At 70.0% G+C, this 16,163-nt stretch carries 16 protein-coding genes; 10 read left to right on the top strand and 6 right to left on the bottom strand.

From position 1 onward, the window contains the following. Positions 1–74 precede the first annotated feature (74 nt). Positions 75–545 carry a universal stress protein gene (locus KIH31_RS07340; protein ID WP_214426443.1) on the top strand — a complete coding sequence of 157 codons (471 nt, stop codon included), beginning with the start codon at positions 75–77 and terminating at the stop codon, positions 543–545. Between the two features lie 41 nt (positions 546–586). On the opposite strand, the gene KIH31_RS07335 is transcribed toward KIH31_RS07340, so the two are convergent. After that, the gene (locus KIH31_RS07335) at positions 587–1,171 is read right to left on the bottom strand and encodes a GtrA family protein (RefSeq protein ID WP_214426442.1); all 585 of its coding nucleotides are present in this window, start codon (positions 1,169–1,171) and stop codon (positions 587–589) included. Between the two features lie 260 nt (positions 1,172–1,431). Between KIH31_RS07335 and KIH31_RS07330 the strand changes: the two genes are divergently transcribed. From KIH31_RS07330 to KIH31_RS07310, 5 genes are read left to right on the top strand one after another with little or no spacing between them, the layout of a single operon-like run. Further along, positions 1,432–2,616: a 5-(carboxyamino)imidazole ribonucleotide synthase gene (locus KIH31_RS07330; protein WP_374224858.1), complete on the top strand. Its 1,185-nt coding sequence runs from the start codon at positions 1,432–1,434 to the stop codon at positions 2,614–2,616. Further along, positions 2,613–3,173, top strand: a complete 561-nt coding sequence (purE, locus tag KIH31_RS07325; protein ID WP_214426440.1) for a 5-(carboxyamino)imidazole ribonucleotide mutase — start codon at positions 2,613–2,615, stop codon at positions 3,171–3,173. Before KIH31_RS07330 ends, purE begins: the two co-directional genes overlap by 4 nt. Before the next feature lie 20 nt (positions 3,174–3,193). Continuing rightward, positions 3,194–4,816 carry an LCP family protein gene (locus tag KIH31_RS07320; RefSeq protein ID WP_214426439.1) on the top strand — a complete coding sequence of 541 codons (1,623 nt, stop codon included), beginning with the start codon at positions 3,194–3,196 and terminating at the stop codon, positions 4,814–4,816. Between the two features lie 18 nt (positions 4,817–4,834). Next, positions 4,835–6,100, top strand: coding sequence for a mannose-6-phosphate isomerase, class I (gene manA / locus KIH31_RS07315; RefSeq protein WP_214426438.1), 1,266 nt, complete (start codon positions 4,835–4,837; stop codon positions 6,098–6,100). A 2-nt stretch (positions 6,101–6,102) separates the two neighbouring features. After that, positions 6,103–7,101 (top strand): peptidoglycan bridge formation glycyltransferase FemA/FemB family protein, encoded by a 999-nt coding sequence (locus KIH31_RS07310; protein ID WP_214426437.1) that lies wholly within the window; start codon positions 6,103–6,105, stop codon positions 7,099–7,101. Between the two features lie 93 nt (positions 7,102–7,194). On the opposite strand, the gene galE is transcribed toward KIH31_RS07310, so the two are convergent. Both galE and glpX read right to left on the bottom strand, forming a co-directional pair. Continuing rightward, positions 7,195–8,184 (bottom strand): UDP-glucose 4-epimerase GalE, encoded by a 990-nt coding sequence (gene galE / locus KIH31_RS07305; protein WP_214426436.1) that lies wholly within the window; start codon positions 8,182–8,184, stop codon positions 7,195–7,197. A 41-nt stretch (positions 8,185–8,225) separates the two neighbouring features. Then, positions 8,226–9,266, bottom strand: coding sequence for a class II fructose-bisphosphatase (gene glpX / locus KIH31_RS07300; RefSeq protein WP_214426435.1), 1,041 nt, complete (start codon positions 9,264–9,266; stop codon positions 8,226–8,228). Positions 9,267–9,392: 126 nt separating this feature from the next. Here glpX and KIH31_RS07295 point away from each other — a divergent pair, with 126 nt between their 5' ends. Genes KIH31_RS07295 through KIH31_RS07285 form a run of 3 tightly spaced genes read left to right on the top strand, consistent with a single transcriptional unit; the run spans position 9,393 to position 12,087 of the window. Continuing rightward, positions 9,393–10,025: a DUF4245 domain-containing protein gene (locus tag KIH31_RS07295; protein WP_307857573.1), complete on the top strand. Its 633-nt coding sequence runs from the start codon at positions 9,393–9,395 to the stop codon at positions 10,023–10,025. Positions 10,026–10,035: 10 nt separating this feature from the next. Further along, entirely contained in the window at positions 10,036–10,650 is a 615-nt protein-coding gene (locus tag KIH31_RS07290; protein ID WP_214426434.1) for a carbonic anhydrase, read from the top strand. A 21-nt stretch (positions 10,651–10,671) separates the two neighbouring features. After that, positions 10,672–12,087, top strand: a complete 1,416-nt coding sequence (locus KIH31_RS07285; RefSeq protein WP_214426433.1) for a class II fumarate hydratase — start codon at positions 10,672–10,674, stop codon at positions 12,085–12,087. Between the two features lie 86 nt (positions 12,088–12,173). Here the strand turns inward: KIH31_RS07285 and KIH31_RS07280 are convergent, their stop codons facing one another. Both KIH31_RS07280 and KIH31_RS07275 read right to left on the bottom strand, forming a co-directional pair. Continuing rightward, on the bottom strand, positions 12,174–12,845 hold the full coding sequence (locus KIH31_RS07280; protein ID WP_214426432.1) for an endonuclease domain-containing protein: 672 nt from the start codon (positions 12,843–12,845) through the stop codon (positions 12,174–12,176). Positions 12,846–13,280: 435 nt separating this feature from the next. Next, on the bottom strand, positions 13,281–13,757 hold the full coding sequence (locus KIH31_RS07275; RefSeq protein ID WP_214426431.1) for an NUDIX domain-containing protein: 477 nt from the start codon (positions 13,755–13,757) through the stop codon (positions 13,281–13,283). Positions 13,758–13,878: 121 nt separating this feature from the next. Here KIH31_RS07275 and KIH31_RS07270 point away from each other — a divergent pair, with 121 nt between their 5' ends. After that, complete coding sequence (locus KIH31_RS07270) at positions 13,879–15,630, top strand: pyruvate dehydrogenase (protein ID WP_214426430.1); 1,752 nt, start codon at positions 13,879–13,881, stop codon at positions 15,628–15,630. Positions 15,631–15,644: 14 nt separating this feature from the next. Here the strand turns inward: KIH31_RS07270 and KIH31_RS07265 are convergent, their stop codons facing one another. Then, a complete protein-coding gene (locus KIH31_RS07265; protein WP_214426429.1) occupies positions 15,645–16,148 on the bottom strand; it encodes an A24 family peptidase in 504 nt (167 codons plus the stop codon). Positions 16,149–16,163: the final 15 nt, after the last annotated feature.

Raw genomic sequence — 16,163 nt, 5'->3', positions numbered from 1 at the left:
TCAAGTGCCTTTGGACCCGCCGGCGGGACCTTCGGACCTAGCGGGGCCGACCGCCGTGACAGCAGGCTGGGGGCATGAATGAATCCTCGCCGGGCCGGGCCGGCCGTGTCGTCGTCGGCGTGGACGGGTCCGAGTACTCGACGGCCGCGCTGCGGATGGCTGGGCGGATGGCTGCCGCGCTCGGGGCGCCCCTGACCGCGGTAACGTGCTGGAGCTTGTCGGATTTCTATATTTCCGGCTACCTGCCGGTCGGCAATGATGCGATGAAGAACCAACTCGAGGACGAGGCGCGGCGTCAGGTGGACCTGGCGCTGGAGCGCGCCTTCGGCGAGGACAGGCCGAAGGACCTCGACGTCGACGTGAGGTACGGCTCGACGGCGAAGATCCTCATCGAAGAGAGCCGCGGGGCGCAGCTGCTGGTCGTGGGACGGCGCGGCAGCGGCGGTTTCCTGGGCCAGACGATCGGCTCGGTCAGCGCCGCGTGCGCAGCACACGCCCACTGCCCGGTGCTGGTGGTCGGCGGCGATCAGTCCGAGGGAGATTAGCCGGTTCGCCGCCTCGTTCGGGTGCTGATTACGGGAGCTGGCTACTCGGTGGGCCGGACCGGCAGCGGGTCGGAGGCGCCCGCGGGGGCCTCCGGAGCGGCCGGATGGGCAGCTGTTGCCTGCTGGCCGGTGCGGTGGTGTTCGATCAGTTCGCCGTCGTGCGCAAAAGCAGGCTCTTCGTCGAGTTCCTTGCGGAAGACCCAGAACCGGTAGGCGAAAAAGCGGAAGATCGTGCCGAGCACCAGGCCGACAATGCTGCCGGCGACGAAGCTGGACGTCTGGTCGTTGAGGCCGAGCACGTAGTTGGTGAACCAGACGCAGGCCGCGGCAATGCCAAGGCCGATGCCGTTCATGATCACGAAGAGCACCAGCTCGCGCACAGCGGAGGCACGGCGGCGGTGGCGGAAGGTCCAGTAGCGGTTGGCCACCCAGGAGAAGATCGTGGCGACGATACCGGCGACGACCTTGGACTTGACGTGGCTTCCCTGCATCGGGCCGCTCATCATCCACAGGAAGATGCCGCTGTCGATCACAAAGGCAACCCCGCCGACGACGCCGAACTTGGCTACTTCGCGCCAGAAGAGTGAGGCGAGACCGCGGATGCGCTCTGCAAGTGCGTTAATCATGACCCTCCACGGTCCATCAGTGCCCGGAACCGGGACAGCTGTCGATTTTACCGCGCACAGCTGGGAGATCGCCACGCCGGGACGCGAATGCGGCGCGCATCACGTGCCGGCGGCCGCCGAAACTGCCGCGGAAACACCCGCCACTTCGCAGATCACGCCGCCTCCGCAGCGGTTGAGCCGTCATGAGCTGCGAAGTCGCGCACCGGCCGGGTAGGGCGGCGACCAGCGAATTCACGGACCCGTTCGGTAGGCTGACCCTTGTGACTTTTCCAGTAATCGGTGTTGTCGGAGGCGGCCAGCTGGCCCGGATGATGGCCCCGGCCGCCACAGCGCTAGGGTTCGAGCTGCGTGTGCTGGCCGAGACGCCGGAGGTGTCCGCTGTCTCGGCCGTCGCCACCTCCGTGGTCGGCGACTACACGGACTTGGCGACCCTGCGCCGGTTCGCGGAGGGCCTGGACGTGCTCACCTTCGACCACGAGCATGTCCCCACCGCCCACCTGCATGCCCTGCTGGCCGACGGCGTCAACGTCCAGCCCGGCCCGGACGCCCTCGTGCACGCCCAGGACAAGCTGGTGATGCGGGAAGCGATCGACAGGCTCGGCCTGCCCAACCCGCGCTGGTCCGCCGTCGGGTCCGTACAGGAACTCCTCGCCTTCGGCGACGCCATCGGCTGGCCGGTGGTGCTCAAGACCCCGCGCGGAGGGTACGACGGCAAGGGCGTGAAGATCATCGACGGTCCGGCGGAAGCCGCCGAGCGGGGCACCGCGGAATGGTTCGAGCAGATGAGCCCGCTGCTGGCCGAAGAGAAGGTGGACTTCAGCCGCGAACTCTCCGCGCTGGTGGCCCGCACCCCGAGCGGGCAGGCACGTGCCTGGCCGGTTGTCCACTCGATCCAGGTGGACGGGGTCTGCGACGAGGTCATCGCCCCGGCGCCGGGCATCGCTGTCGAGGTCGCCGCGGCCGCCGAAGAAGCCGCGCTGCGGATCGCCGCGGAGCTCGGGGTCACAGGCGTGATGGCGGCGGAACTGTTCGAGACGCCGGGGCACGGCGCCGGCTTCCTGGTCAACGAACTCGCGATGCGCCCGCACAACACCGGGCACTGGACCATGGACGGCGCGGTCACCGGCCAGTTCGAGCAGCACCTTCGCGCCGTGCTGGACCTGCCGCTGGGGGCCACCGACGCGCTGGGCGCCGTCGTCGTGATGAAGAACTTCCTGGGCGGCGCCAACACCGACCTGTTCAGCGCCTACCCGCAGGCGCTCGCCGCCGATCCCGCCGCCAAGGTCCACTGCTACGGCAAGTCCGTCCGGCCGGGGCGCAAGATCGGCCACATCAATATCGTCGGGTCCGCCGCCGATGAAGCGGACGAGGTGCGGCGCCGCGCGTCCACCGTCGCCGCGATCATCCGCGACGGCCACCGCCCGAACGCCGAGGAGGCACCATGACCACTCCCCCGACAGCTGCACCCCTGGTCGGCATCGTGATGGGCTCCGACTCGGACTGGAACGTCATGGAGGCGGCCGCCGAAGCGCTGGCTGAGTTCTCCGTGCCCTTCGAAGTCGACGTGGTCTCCGCCCACCGGATGCCCGCCGAAATGATCAGCTACGGCCAGCAGGCCCACACCCGCGGGCTGCGCGCCATCATCGCCGGGGCCGGCGGTGCCGCGCACCTGCCCGGCATGCTCGCTGCGGTCACCCCGCTGCCCGTCATCGGCGTTCCGGTGCCGTTGAAGACCCTCGACGGCATGGACTCGCTGCTGTCCATCGTGCAGATGCCCGCCGGCGTCCCGGTGGCCACGGTGTCGATCGGCGGTGCCCGCAACGCCGGCCTGCTCGCCGTGCGGATGCTCGCCAGCGGCACGGACGAGACAGCGGCCGAGCTGCAGGCCGCGCTGCTGGAGTTCTCGGACGAGCTGCGCGCCACGGCCACCCGCAAGGGTCACGCCCTGCGCGCGAAGGTCCGTGATGTGTTCGCGGACTCCGTTCCCGCGGCCGACGCCTAGGCCGCGGACAGGACCTGACCATGAGCACTTCCAAACCGCGGACCGGCAGCTCCCCCCGGTTCACTGACCCGATGCGGCACCCGCAGGACTCGCCGCTTCCGGTGCGCACCAAGCGGGCCTTCACGCTGCTGCTGCTGACCCTGGTGATGCCGGGCAGCGCCCAGATCGTGGCCGGCGACCGCCGGTTCGGTCGCCGGATCCTGCGTGTCACCCTCACCGTCTGGGCGCTGGTGCTGGCCGCGCTGGCCGCCTACCTGCTCAAGCGCAGCCTGGTGTTCTCCGTGCTGACCAACCCGTGGCTTTCGCTGGTGCTGATCGTGGTGCTCGCCGCCCTCGCCGTGGGCTGGGCGATCGTATTCCTGAACACGCTGCGCATCATCCGGCCGCGGCTGCTCGCCCCGGGGGCCCGGCCCGTCGTCGGCGCCGCCCTGGCCTTGCTGCTGGTGCTCACCAGCGGCAGCCTGGGCTACGCCGCCTACCTGCTCAACGTGGGCCGCAACGCCATCGGCAACATCTTCGCCACCGGGCCGTCGCTGGAACCGGTGGACGGCCGGTACAATTTCCTGGTCATGGGCGGCGACGCCGGCGCGGACCGCGTCGGCCGGCGGCCGGACAGCATCATCGTCGTCAGCGTGGACGCCCAGACGGGCCAGGCAGTCACGATCAGCATTCCCCGCAACTTCCAGAACGCGCAGTTCCCGGCCAACTCGCCGCTGCACAAGGTGTACCCGGACGGTTACAACTGCGGCGACAACTGCATCATCAACTTCCTCTACACAACGGTCACCGAGAAGTACAAGGACCTCTACCCGGGCAAGGACGACCCGGGCGCCCAGGCCATGATGGACGCCGCCAGCGGCACGCTCGGCATCAAGGTGCAGTCTTACATCCTGGTCGACATGGCCGGGTTCTCGAAGATCATCGATGCGATGGGCGGGGTGACGATCAACGCCGGCGGCTGGGTGCCGATCAGCGGCGCCAACATCGCCGGAACCGACCAGCACGAGCCCCCGGTAGGGTGGATTGCCCCCGGGAAACAGACCCTGGATGGCTACCACGCCCTCTGGTATGCCCGCTCCCGCGAGTACGTGACGGACTACGCCCGCAGCCAGCGGCAGCAGTGCATCCAGCAGGCGATGGTCAAGCAGATGGATCCGGCCACCCTGCTGACGAAGTTCGAAGCCATCGCCAACGCCGGGCAGAAGGTCATCGAGTCCGATGTGTCCTCGGCCCAGCTGGGCAGCTTCGTGGACCTGGCCCTGAAGACCAAGCAGCACCCGGTGGAGCGGCTGACCCTGGGTCCTCCGGACTTCGATGTGAACTTCTCCACCTACCCGGACTTCGACAAGATCCACGCCAAGGTCCAGGCCCTGCTGCATCCGGCCCCTGCCAAGGCCCCGGCGGCCCCGGCCGCTCCCGGCTCGTCGTCCGCGGGCTCGTCGTCCGCGGGCAGCCAGCCCGCGCAGGCTCCCGCCGGCGGAAACCAGCAGCCGGCGGCCCCGGCGCAGCCCGCCGCACCGCAGCAGCCGGCCCAGTCCGGGCCGCCCCTGACGGCCGATTACCTGCAGGGCCTTGCCAAGGCCGGCGACACGACGACCTTGGTGTCGCTGCTCGCCAACAACGGCAACTGCACCCCCGGCTAACGAGCAAAGGACTACTCCGTGTACAGGCTTGAGAATGTGCTGCGCCCCTACGCCTGGGGCTCGACGACGGCGATCGCCGAACTCTTCGGCCGCGAGCCCTCCGGGAAACCCGAGGCCGAGCTGTGGATCGGCGCACACCCCGGGGCGCCGTCGACGGCTCTGCTGCTTGACGGCAGCCGCCAGCCGCTCGACGAGCTGATTGCCGCCGACACAGCCACCACCCTCGGCGCGGAGTCCGTCGCAGCGTTCGGCGGCCGGCTGCCGTACCTGGCCAAGGTCCTCGCGGCCGGCTCGGCGCTGTCCCTGCAGGTGCACCCCACGCTGGAACAGGCACGTGCCGGCTACGCAGCCGAGGAGGCCGCCGGCGTCCCCCGCGAGGCCGCGCACCGCAACTACAAGGACGACAACCACAAGCCGGAGATGATCTTCGCGCTCAGCGACTTCGAGGCACTCTGCGGGTTCCGTGCGCCGGAGGAGTCGGCCGACGTCCTCGCCGCCGCAGCAGCACTGATCGCCGCCACCGGCGCAGCAGTCCCGGAGGTGCTGTCCGGGCTGATTGAGGGCCTCCGCGGGACGGCCACGGAAGAAGAGCGGCTCCGCAACGCTTTCGAGTCGCTCCTCGCGGGCGGAAGCACCGTCGCCGACGCCGTCCAGGCCGCGGCAGCCGCCGCGCGCAACAGCACCCCGGAGGGACCCTACGCGCGGGAGTTCGCCACCGTCGCCGAGCTGGACGCCGAGTACCCGGGCGACCCGGGCGTGCTCGTCTCCCTGCTGCTCAACCGGGCGTCGCTGCAGCCCGGCGAGGCGCTCTACCTGCCGGCCGGCAACATCCACGCCTACCTCAGCGGCCTGGGCGTTGAGGTCATGGCCTCGTCCGACAACGTACTGCGCGGCGGCCTGACCCCGAAGCACGTCGACGTGCCGGAGCTGATGCGCACGGTGCAGTTTGCCGCCCTTGGCCTGCCACTGGTGGAGGCAGACCGCTCCGAACTCGGGCAGGAGATCTACCGGCCCCCGTTCAGGGAGTTCCAGCTCCAGCGCATCGAACTCGCGCCCGGGGACGCCCCTGTCCCGGTGGCGCAGAACGGACCGCTCGTGGTGCTCACCGTCGCGGGAACGGTCGTGCTGGACTCGCCCCGGTCGGACCTGCGCCTTGAGCGCGGGGACAGCGCCTTCGTGCCGGCGTCGGAAGCTCCCGTCAATGCCCACCCCGTGGCCGGCGCGGACTCGACCGCCGTCGCCTTCGCTGTGACGACGGCCGTTCCGGGACCGGCGGCGCGATAGGGATGGAACACTTCCTGCAAAGCGAACCCTGGGCGCGGCTCCAGGAGTCCCTCGGCAAGACGGTGCACCGGGAAACCGGCCCGGGCTTCAGCTACCTGGCCATCGAGGAGAAGAACCCCGCCGGCCGTTTCCTGTACGTCCCCTACGGTCCGGTGGCCAAGGACCCCGCCGCGCTCGACGCCGCGCTGGCGTCGCTGACGGCCCTGGCCCGGGAGCGCAAGGCATCGTTCGTGCGGGTGGAACCGGTCGACGCCGGGATCAGCGCGGAGGAGGCCGACGCCGTGCTCGGCGCACGCGGACTCGTCCGGGCCCCGCGCAACCAGCAGCCGGAGCTGACCTGGGTGATCGACCTGGACCGCGAGGCCAAGGAGATCCTGGCCGGCATGAAGCCGACCAACCGCAACCTGTACCGCAACATCCACAAGAAGGGCGTCACCTTCCGTGTCTCGCAGGACCCCGAGGAGATCGGCATCCTGCTGGAGTTCCTGCACCAGACCGCGGCCCGCTCCGGCTTCAAGCCGCAGAGCGACGACTACCTGGCGAAGGTGGCCCGCTCGCTGATGCCCGCCGGCGCGGCGTCGCTGTTCATCGCGGAACTCGAAGGAACCCCTATTGCGGCGGCCCTCGCCTACGACTCGGCGGACACCCGCACCTACGCCCATGCCGCGATCGACGATGCGCACCGCAAGCTCAGCGCCGGCATCCCGCTGCTGGTGACCCTGATCGTGGACGCCAAGGAAAAGGGCCTGGCGGCGGTGGATCTGTGGGGCATCGCCCCCGAGGGCCAGCCCGGGCACAAGTGGGCAGGGTTCACCGCGTTCAAGAAGTCCTTCGGCGGCCGCGAGGTCGCCTACCCCGGCACCTGGGATCTTCCCGTCCACCGGGCCGTCTATGGCGCCTACCAGCTGGCCCGGCACGGCGCCCAGACTGCCCGGAAGGCGCTGGCGGCCGGCCGGAAGGCCCTCGGCGGTCTCCGGAAGCTGCGGGCCCGGGCGCGCTGACCGAAGCCTTTCGGCGAACGGCCAGTTGTGGCGGGCTCCACGCAGCGGAGCCCGCCACAACTGGCCGCTCGCGTTGAAGCCCGCTCCGGAGGGCTACTCCCCTGCGGAGTCTTCCCCGGCGGCGGTCGCGCGCTTCTGCGCTTCGTAGGCGCTGGCCACCATGTCCTCCACGGAGTGCCGCATCCGCCAGTCCAGGTCGCGGGCGGCCAGGGTTCCGTCGGCCACGATCCGGTCCGGGTCGCCCGGCCGGCGCGGGGCCGCCTCGGGTTCGAAGTCGATGCCGGTGACCTTGGCCACCGCTGTCATGATCTGGCGCACCGAAAGCCCGTCCCCGGACCCGAGGTTGTAGACCCGTTCGAGGGTCCGGCCCTCGGCCAGGGCCCGCGCCGCCGCGACGTGCGAGGCCGCGAGGTCCGAGACGTGCACGTAGTCGCGCACGCAGGTGCCGTCGGGGGTGTTGTAGTCCGTGCCGTAGATCTTCGGCGTCTTCCCGCCGGTCAGGGCACGCAGCACGATCGGGAACAGGTTGTGCGGGCTGGTGTCGTACAGCTCGGGCGAGCCGGAGCCGACGACGTTGAAGTAGCGCAGCGACGTGTGCTTCAGGCCCCGGGCGCGGCCCTGGTCCCGGATCAGCCATTCGCCGATCAGCTTGCTCTCACCGTACGGGGACTCGGGCGTGGTGGCCGTGTCCTCGGTGACCAGGTCCACCCGGGGAGTGCCGTAGGTGGCCGCCGAGGATGAAAAGACAAGCTTGTCCACGTCGGCCAGTTCCATCGCCTTGAGCAGGTTCGCGGTTCCGGTGACGTTCTGCTCGTAGGTGAGCAGGGGCTCCTTCACGGACACCCCGGCGTACTTGAACCCGGCCAGGTGGATGACGCCGGTGACCTCATGGTCGCGCAGGGTGCGGGCCACCAGGTCGACGTCGAGGATGCTCCCCTGCACCAGCGGCACCTCCGGCGGCACGAAGCCGCGGTGGCCGCTGGCGAGCGAATCGATCACCACCGGCTGCATCTGCGCTTCACTGAGCGCCTTCACCACATGGGAACCGATGTATCCTGCACCGCCAGTCACGAGCCACGTCATGGCTCCACCTTAGCGAACCGGGCCGCCGCCCGGGCAGCCGCTCAGACCTGGCGGGCGTAACCTTCCCACTTGCTGGCGTGGTGCTCGGCGTCGACGAAGCGGACGGTGCCGGACTTGGAGCGCATCACGATGGACTGGGTGTAGACCTTGTCCTTCTTGTAGCGCACCCCCTGCAGCAGGTCGCCGTCGGTGATGCCGGTGGCGGCGAAGTAGCAGTTGTCGCTGGTGACCAGGTCGTTGGTGGAGAGCACCCGGTCCAGGTCGTGGCCGGCGTCGAGGGCCTTCTGCTTCTCCTCGTCGCTGGTGGGCCAGAGGCGGCCCTGGATCACGCCGCCGAGGGTCTTGATGGCGCACGCCGCGACGATGCCTTCCGGGGTGCCGCCGATGCCCATCAGTGCGTCGACGCCGGTTCCCTCGCGGGCGGCGGCGATCGCGCCGGCGACGTCGCCGTCCATGATGAACTTGGTGCGCGCTCCGGCGGCGCGGATCTCCTCGACCAGCGGCCGGTGCCGGTCACGGTCCAGGATCATCACGTTGAGCTGGTTGACCTTCACGCCCTTGGCCTTGGCGATCAGGTGCAGGTTCTGCTTGACCGGCAGGCGCAGGTCCACCATGTCGGCGGCCTCCGGGCCGGTGACGAGCTTCTCCATGTAGAACACCGCCGACGGGTCGAACATCGAGCCCCGCTCGGCGACGGCGAGCACGGCCAGCGCGTTGTTGATACCCAGGGCGGTGAGCCGGGTGCCGTCGATCGGGTCCACCGCGACGTCGACCTCGGGACCGGACCCGTCGCCCACCCGTTCGCCGTTGAACAGCATGGGGGCTTCGTCCTTTTCGCCCTCGCCGATGACGACGACGCCGTTGAAGTGCACGGTGGAGAGGAAGGAACGCATCGCGTCCACGGCGGCGCCGTCGGCCTTGTTCTTGTCGCCGAAGCCCACCCAGTGGCCGCCGGCGATGGCCGCGGCTTCGGTCACGCGGACCAGTTCGAGGGCCAGGTTCCGGTCCGGTTCGTCCAGGCCCACCGCCAGCGACGACGACAAAGTGGAGTAGTTGTTGGTTGCGCCAGATGCTTTTGCCACGAAAACCTCATCCTCGAGTGTGTAGGACGGACCCGCTCGCACTCGAGCGGAAGAACCTCTTGCCTCGATCATAGTTTGCGCGGCCGCGAAGATGAGAAGCTGTGACGAATAGGACACTATAGATGGGTGAGCAATACGCAGCAAGACCCCTCCGCCCCGCCGGTTAAGCCCGTCATTCCCGCCGCGGCGGCCAAGCGGGCCAATGCGTCCGTCATCGGGATGGTCATTTCCGTCGCCGTCACAATTGCGGTCCTGCTGCCGGTGGTGCTGCTCAACGCGGTCCCCAAGGCCGACACCCTGCGCGCCCCCGTCGACGTCGCCGCGGTGGCCGGCCAGGCCCGCGAGACCGCCGGTTTCGTCCCCGCGGCTCCCTCCCTGCCCCCGGGCTGGAGCGCGAACTATGCGCGCTGGAACGAGGGCAGCAGCGACGGCGTGCCCAACTGGGAAGTCGGCTACGCCACGGCAGCCACCCAGTTCATTTCGCTCACCCAGACGAAGAAGGCAAACCCGACCTGGCTGAGCCAGCGCACGAGCCTGGCGCCGGTGACCGGCATCCGCACCGCCGGCGGCCACGACTGGGAGCTGCGGGACAAGCCCGGGGCGGATAAGTCGCTGATCCTGAACTACAGGGGCACCACCCTGGTGCTGTCGGGCAGCGCCGACCTGAAGGAATTCGACGTTCTCGCCGCCGCCGTCATCGCCAGTGTCGACGCCGGTTCCCGCGTAACGCAGTCAGCGACAGCGCCGGCCACCCCGTAAAGTAAGGAGGGTGACTACTCGACTCAGCCCCTCCGAAGCCTGGCAGCGACTGCGCGAAGGCAACGCCCGTTTCGTCTCCGGCGAATCGCTCCATCCGAACCAGGACGCTTCCCGGCGCAACGCCCTGGTGAACGAGCAGCATCCGTTCGCCGTCATCTTCGGCTGCGCCGACTCCCGCCTGGCGGCTGAGATCATCTTCGACCTCGGGCTCGGCGACGCCTTCGTCGTCCGCACCGCCGGGCAGGTGATCGACGACGCTGTCCTCGGCTCGCTCGAGTACAGCATTGCCGTGCTCGGCACTCCCCTCATCGTCGTACTCGGCCACGACAGCTGCGGCGCCGTGACCGCCACGAAGAACGCCGTCGAGACCGGGGAGATGCCGGCCGGCTACATCCGCGACCTGGTGGAGCGGATCACGCCGTCGGTCCTCAGCGCCATGCGCGAGGACAAGACGGAGGTCAACGACATGATGGTCGAACACGTGAAGGAGACCGCCCGCCGGCTGGTCGACAGTTCCCGGGTGATTTCCGACGCCGTGGATGATTCCTCGGTGGCCGTGCTCGGCGTCGCCTACCGGCTCGAAGAGGGCCGCGCGGAGCTCGTCTCAGGATTTGGCGCGCTCTGAGGCTGGGGCAAGAATGGGAGCATGACTTCCACTTCTGAGCAAGAATCCGTCGATTACAGGATCGAACACGACACCATGGGTGAGGTCCGCGTTCCCGTGAACGCGCTGTACCGGGCCCAGACCCAGCGCGCGGTGGAGAACTTCCCGATCTCCGGCGCGCGGCTGGAGCGCGCCCACATCGAGGCCCTCGCCCGGATCAAGAAGGCCGCCGCCACCGCCAACGCCGAACTCGGTGTGCTCGACAATGACGTCGCACGCGCCATCGAAGCCGCGGCCGAAGAGGTCGCCTCCGGCCGGCACGACGCGGACTTCCCGATCGACGTGTACCAGACGGGCTCCGGCACCTCCTCGAACATGAACACCAATGAGGTCATCGCCACGCTGGCAGGCAACGCCTCGGGCCTGTCGGTGCACCCGAACGACCACGTCAACGCGTCCCAGTCCTCCAACGACGTCTTCCCGACGTCGGTGCACGTCGCGGCGACGTCGGCGTTGATCAACAACCTGATCCCGGCGCTGGAGCACCTCGCCGCTTCGCTGGAGCGCAAGCGCGACGAGTTCGCGACCGTCGTCAAGTCCGGCCGCACCCACCTGATGGATGCCACCCCGGTCACCCTCGGCCAGGAGTTCGGCGGGTACGCCGCGCAGGTCCGCTACGGCATCGAGCGGGTCAAGGCCGCGCTGCCCCGCGTCGCCGAGGTGCCGCTGGGCGGCACCGCCGTCGGCACCGGCATCAACACCCCCAAGGGTTTCTCCGAGCGGGTCATCGAACTGCTCGCGCAGGACACGGGGCTGCCGCTGACCGAAGCGCGGGACCACTTCGAGGCCCAGGCCAACCGCGACGGCCTCGTCGAGGCGTCAGGCGCGCTGCGCTCGATCGCCGTGTCGCTGACGAAGATCAACAACGACCTGCGTTGGATGGGCTCCGGCCCGAACACCGGCCTGGGCGAGCTGGCGATCCCGGACCTGCAGCCGGGCTCGTCGATCATGCCCGGCAAGGTCAACCCGGTGGTGCCGGAGGCCGTGCTCATGGTCTGCGCGCGCGTCATCGGCAACGACGCCACCGTGGCCTGGGCCGGCGCCTCGGGCTCCTTCGAGCTCAACGTCGCCATCCCGGTGATGGCCTCGAGCCTGCTGGAATCCATCCGCCTGCTCGCCAACTCCAGCCGGGTGCTCGCGGACAAGACCATCGACGGCCTGACCGCAAACGTCGAGCGCGCCCGGTTCCTGGCCGAAGCGTCGCCGTCGATCGTGACCCCGCTGAACAAGGTGATCGGCTACGAGGCTGCCGCCAAGGTCGCCAAGCACTCCGTGGCCAAGGGCCTGACCGTGCGCGAAGCCGTGATTGACCTCGGCTTCGTCGAGCGCGGCGAACTCACCGAGGAGCAGCTCGACAAGGCCCTGGACGTGCTGTCCATGACCCGCCCGGGCCTCTAAGGCCTCCCTCTCCCGCCCTCCCGCCGAGCGGCCAGTTAAGGCGACGTTTTCCGCGTCGATCCCGCCTTAACTGGCCGCTCGGCGCGTTAACGGGTGCCTCGGCGTGTTAACGGGCGCAGCGCCAGCACCCGGCGCACCTTGTCCACCGCCGGACGGCCGTCCTCGAGCATGTCCTCCCGGCCGATCCTCACGATCAACCATCCCGCGCGGTGCGCCCGGGCCTCGCGGGCAATATCCTTCAAGTACTGCTCCTCGCTGCCGTGGTGGGCGCCGTCGTACTCGACGCCGACCTGCTGTTCCCGGTACGCCAGGTCGGGCCAGAGCACCTCGGTGCCGGCCGGATCCCTCACCGCCACGTTCAGTTCCGGCTCGGGCAGGCCGGCACGCACCAGGGCCAGCCGCAGCATCGACTCCGGCGGCGAATCGGCGCCCACCCGCACCTCGCCCAGGGCCAGGCGCGCCCGCGCCACGCCGCGGCGCCCCGGGTTGCGGATGACGACGTCGTGCAGGTCCCGCGGGCACGCGAGCGCCACTTTGGGCGGCCCGAACCCGCGCACGTGGGCACACACGACGGCGTCCCCCGCCGCGATCAGGTCATCGAACTGCAGGACGGCGGCCAGGTCCAGCCAGGTCCGCGCCGGAGATGTCAGCCGCAGCCCCTCGAGCATCCGGACGTCATCCGGCGCCAGCGTCAGGCGGTGGCCGGTGAAGCCGTCCCGGCGCGGGCGGTTCGACTGCGGGCCGCGGGCCAGGTGCACCTCGCCGGCCCGTTCCGCGTACCCGGGGACCGGGATTCCCCATAGCCGCGCCGCCGTGGTGTGCGAGAAGACGAACGCCGGGGTCCAGCCGGGCGAGTCCTGCCAACCCGGCCGCCGAAAGCAGGTCGAGGTTCCGCGGCAGCCGCACGCCCCGGGTCGGGACGGCCAGATCGGAGGCCCGGCTCCGGCTCCGGCTCACGCCGGCGGCGTCAGGTTCGGCGAGCGCGAACGAGCGGGCGGAGAGTGCAGGCGGCAGCGGCGAGTAGCGAGGCATGCGCCCATGCTGGCCGACGGCGCGGCCCGCGGACGGGTTATCCACACCGCGGCGGGTTACGAGGGGGGCGAAAGGGCGCTAACGGCGGCCTCGGGTGCGCGGAGGCCGCCGTAACTGGCCGTTCGGCCGGGGCAGTAGCGCATGCTGAAGCCTGCGGACGACTACTCGGGACGCGCGAAGTGCGGCACGCCGTCGGACGCGAGAGCGCGCCGCAGCGTGTGCAGGTGCGACGGCGGCAGGTCCGGCAGGTCCTCCGGCGCGAACCACCCGACGGCGAGCGACTCGTCGTCGTTCACCCTCGCGTCCCCGCTGACGTGGCGGCACAGGAAGGTCAGGTCCAGGAACTGCGCCCTGTCGCCGTTCGGGAACTTCATCGGCTCCTGCGAGTTCACGGACACCAGGTGAAGCACCTCCGCCACGACAGCCGTTTCCTCGTACACCTCACGCAGCATGCCCACGGCCGGCTGCTCCCCGGGCTCGAGCATGCCCGTGATCAGAGTCCAGCGCCCGTTGTCCGCCCGCTGGCCCAGCAGCACGCGCCCGGCGTCGTCAAGGACAACCGCGGTCACCCCCGGAAGCCACAGCAGGTCGTGCCCGACCTTGCGTCGGAGCTCGAGGACAAAATCAGGTGTGGGCATGCTCACCAGCCTAAGCCGGTCCGCCCCTGCGGGCGTGTGCATAGACTGGCCATGGGCAAGACCGTCCTGCGGAACCGCGGACGGAACAGCAGAGGGAACACAACCCGCAAGGAGGCCCCCGATGGCCAAGGACCTGGCAACTCAGCTCATCGAGCAGCTCCAGGCGGCCGGCGTGCGCCGCATCTACGGCATTGTTGGCGACAGCCTCAACCCGCTGGTCGACGCCGTCCGGCAGACCGGCGGCTCAGCCAAGGGGGGCATCGACTGGGTCCACGTCCGGCATGAGGAGGCGGCAGCCTTCGCCGCGGCCGCCGAAGCCCAGCTCACCGGCCGGCTCGCCGTCTGCGCGGGCTCCTGCGGCCCAGGAAACCTGCACCTGATCAACGGCCTCTACGACGCGAACCGCACCGGCGCCCCCGTGCTGGCCATCGCCTCGCACATTCCGAGCAAGCAGATCGGCTCCGGTTTCTTCCAGGAGACCCACCCGGACCGCATTTTCAACGAGTGCTCGGTCTACTCCGAACTCATCAGCACCCCCGTCCAGGCGCCGCGGGTCATGCACAGCGCCATCCAGCACGCCGTCGGCCTCGGCGGCGTCAGCGTCGTCACCATCCCCGGGGACCTGGCCGGCATGGAGGCGACAGCGTCGACGCCGCACACCGCCCCCTTCGTGCGCGGCACGCTGGTGCCGGACGAGGCCTCGGTGCGCGCCCTCGCCGACGCGATCAACGACGCCGGCAAGGTCGCCATCTTCGCGGGGGCCGGCGTCGAGGGTGCACACGACGAGGTCATCGCCCTCGCCGAGACCATCGGCGCGCCGGTGGGCCACTCGCTGCGAGGCAAGGACTTCATCCAGTACGACAACCCGTTCGACATCGGCATGACAGGCCTGCTCGGCTACGGCGCGGCGGCCGCCGGCATCGAGGGCGCGGACCTGCTGCTCCTGCTGGGCACCGACTTCCCCTACGACCAGTTCCTGCCCGAGGGTGTGCGGACGGCGCAGGTGGACCGCGCGCCGCAGCACCTGGGCCGGCGGACCGACGTCGACCTGGCGGTGCACGGGGACGTGTTGCCCACGTTGATGGCGCTGCTGCCGCTGCTCAAGCGCAAGCGGTCCCGCAGGTTCCTCGACCAAATGCTCAAGAAGCACGACCGGCTGATGAACAAGTCGGTCGGGGCGTACACGCGCAAGGCGGAGAAGCTCACGCCCATCCACCCGGAGTACGCGGCCTCGATCCTCGACCAGGTGGCCGACGACGACGCGGTGTTCACCGCTGACACGGGCATGTGCAACGTGTGGACCGCCCGGTACATCAACCCGCTCGGCACCCGCCGGCTGATCGGCTCCTACCTGCATGGCTCGATGGCCAACGCCCTGCCGCACGCGATCGGCGCGCAGTTCGCCTACCCGGGCCGCCAGGTGATCTCGGTCTCGGGCGACGGCGGCCTCTCGATGCTCCTCGGCGAGCTGCTCACCGCCGCCGCCTACAAGCTCCCGCTGAACGTGGTGGTCTTCAACAACTCCACGCTGGGCATGGTGAAGCTGGAGATGCTCGTCGACGGGCTCCCCGACTTCGGCGTCGACGTTCCGCAGGCGAACTACGCCGCCGTCGCCCAGGCCATGGGGTTCCACGCCGTGCGGGTGACCGACCCGTCCCGCATCGAGGCGGCCTACCGCGAGGCGTTCGCGCACCCCGGGCCGTCGCTGGTGGAGCTGATCACCGACCCGCGGGCCCTGTCGATCCCGCCGAAGGTGACCGGCAGCCAGGTCTTCGGGTTCGCCACGGCGATGTCCAAGGTGGTGCTCAACGGCGGCGCCGGCGAGGCTGTGAGCATGGCGCGGAGCAACATCCGCAACGTGCCGCGGCGCTGAGCCCTGCAGCAGGTCTAGCCGACGGCGAGCACGCCCACCGCCCCGAGCAGCATGAACGGCCCGAACGGGATGGCACTTTTCAGGCTGCCCCGGCGCGCGGCAACGAGCAGGACGCCCCAGAGCCCGCCCAGCAGGAAGGCGGCCATCGTTGCCCAGAGCAGCCCGGACAGGCCGGTGTAGCCCAGGTACATGCCCAGCACCCCGGCGAGCTTCACATCGCCGTAGCCCAGACCCGGCGGGTGGATGAAACGGATCACGAAGTAGAACACCCAGAGGGCGGCCGCGCCCACCGCCACGCGCAGGGCCGCGCCGCCGTCGGCCGAGGCCCAGCAGGCCCCCAGCAGCAGCACCCCGGCCACGGCGTAGGACGGCAGCACGATCCGGTTGGGCAGCAGGTGGCTGCGGATGTCGATCACTGCCAGCCGGGCGGCGACGACGAGCAGGTACAGGCAGGCAGCCAGCAGCAGCCAGAACGCCGCCGGCGCCTGGTCCCACAGGTTCCCCAGCCGCCAGATCATGATCGAATGCTACCC

The sequence above is a fragment of the Paenarthrobacter sp. DKR-5 genome, from assembly GCF_018531425.1.
Classification (GTDB): Bacteria; Actinomycetota; Actinomycetes; order Actinomycetales; family Micrococcaceae; genus DKR-5.
Note: the sequence above shows the minus strand (reverse complement) of the source record. Positions and strands in the feature narration are given on the sequence as shown.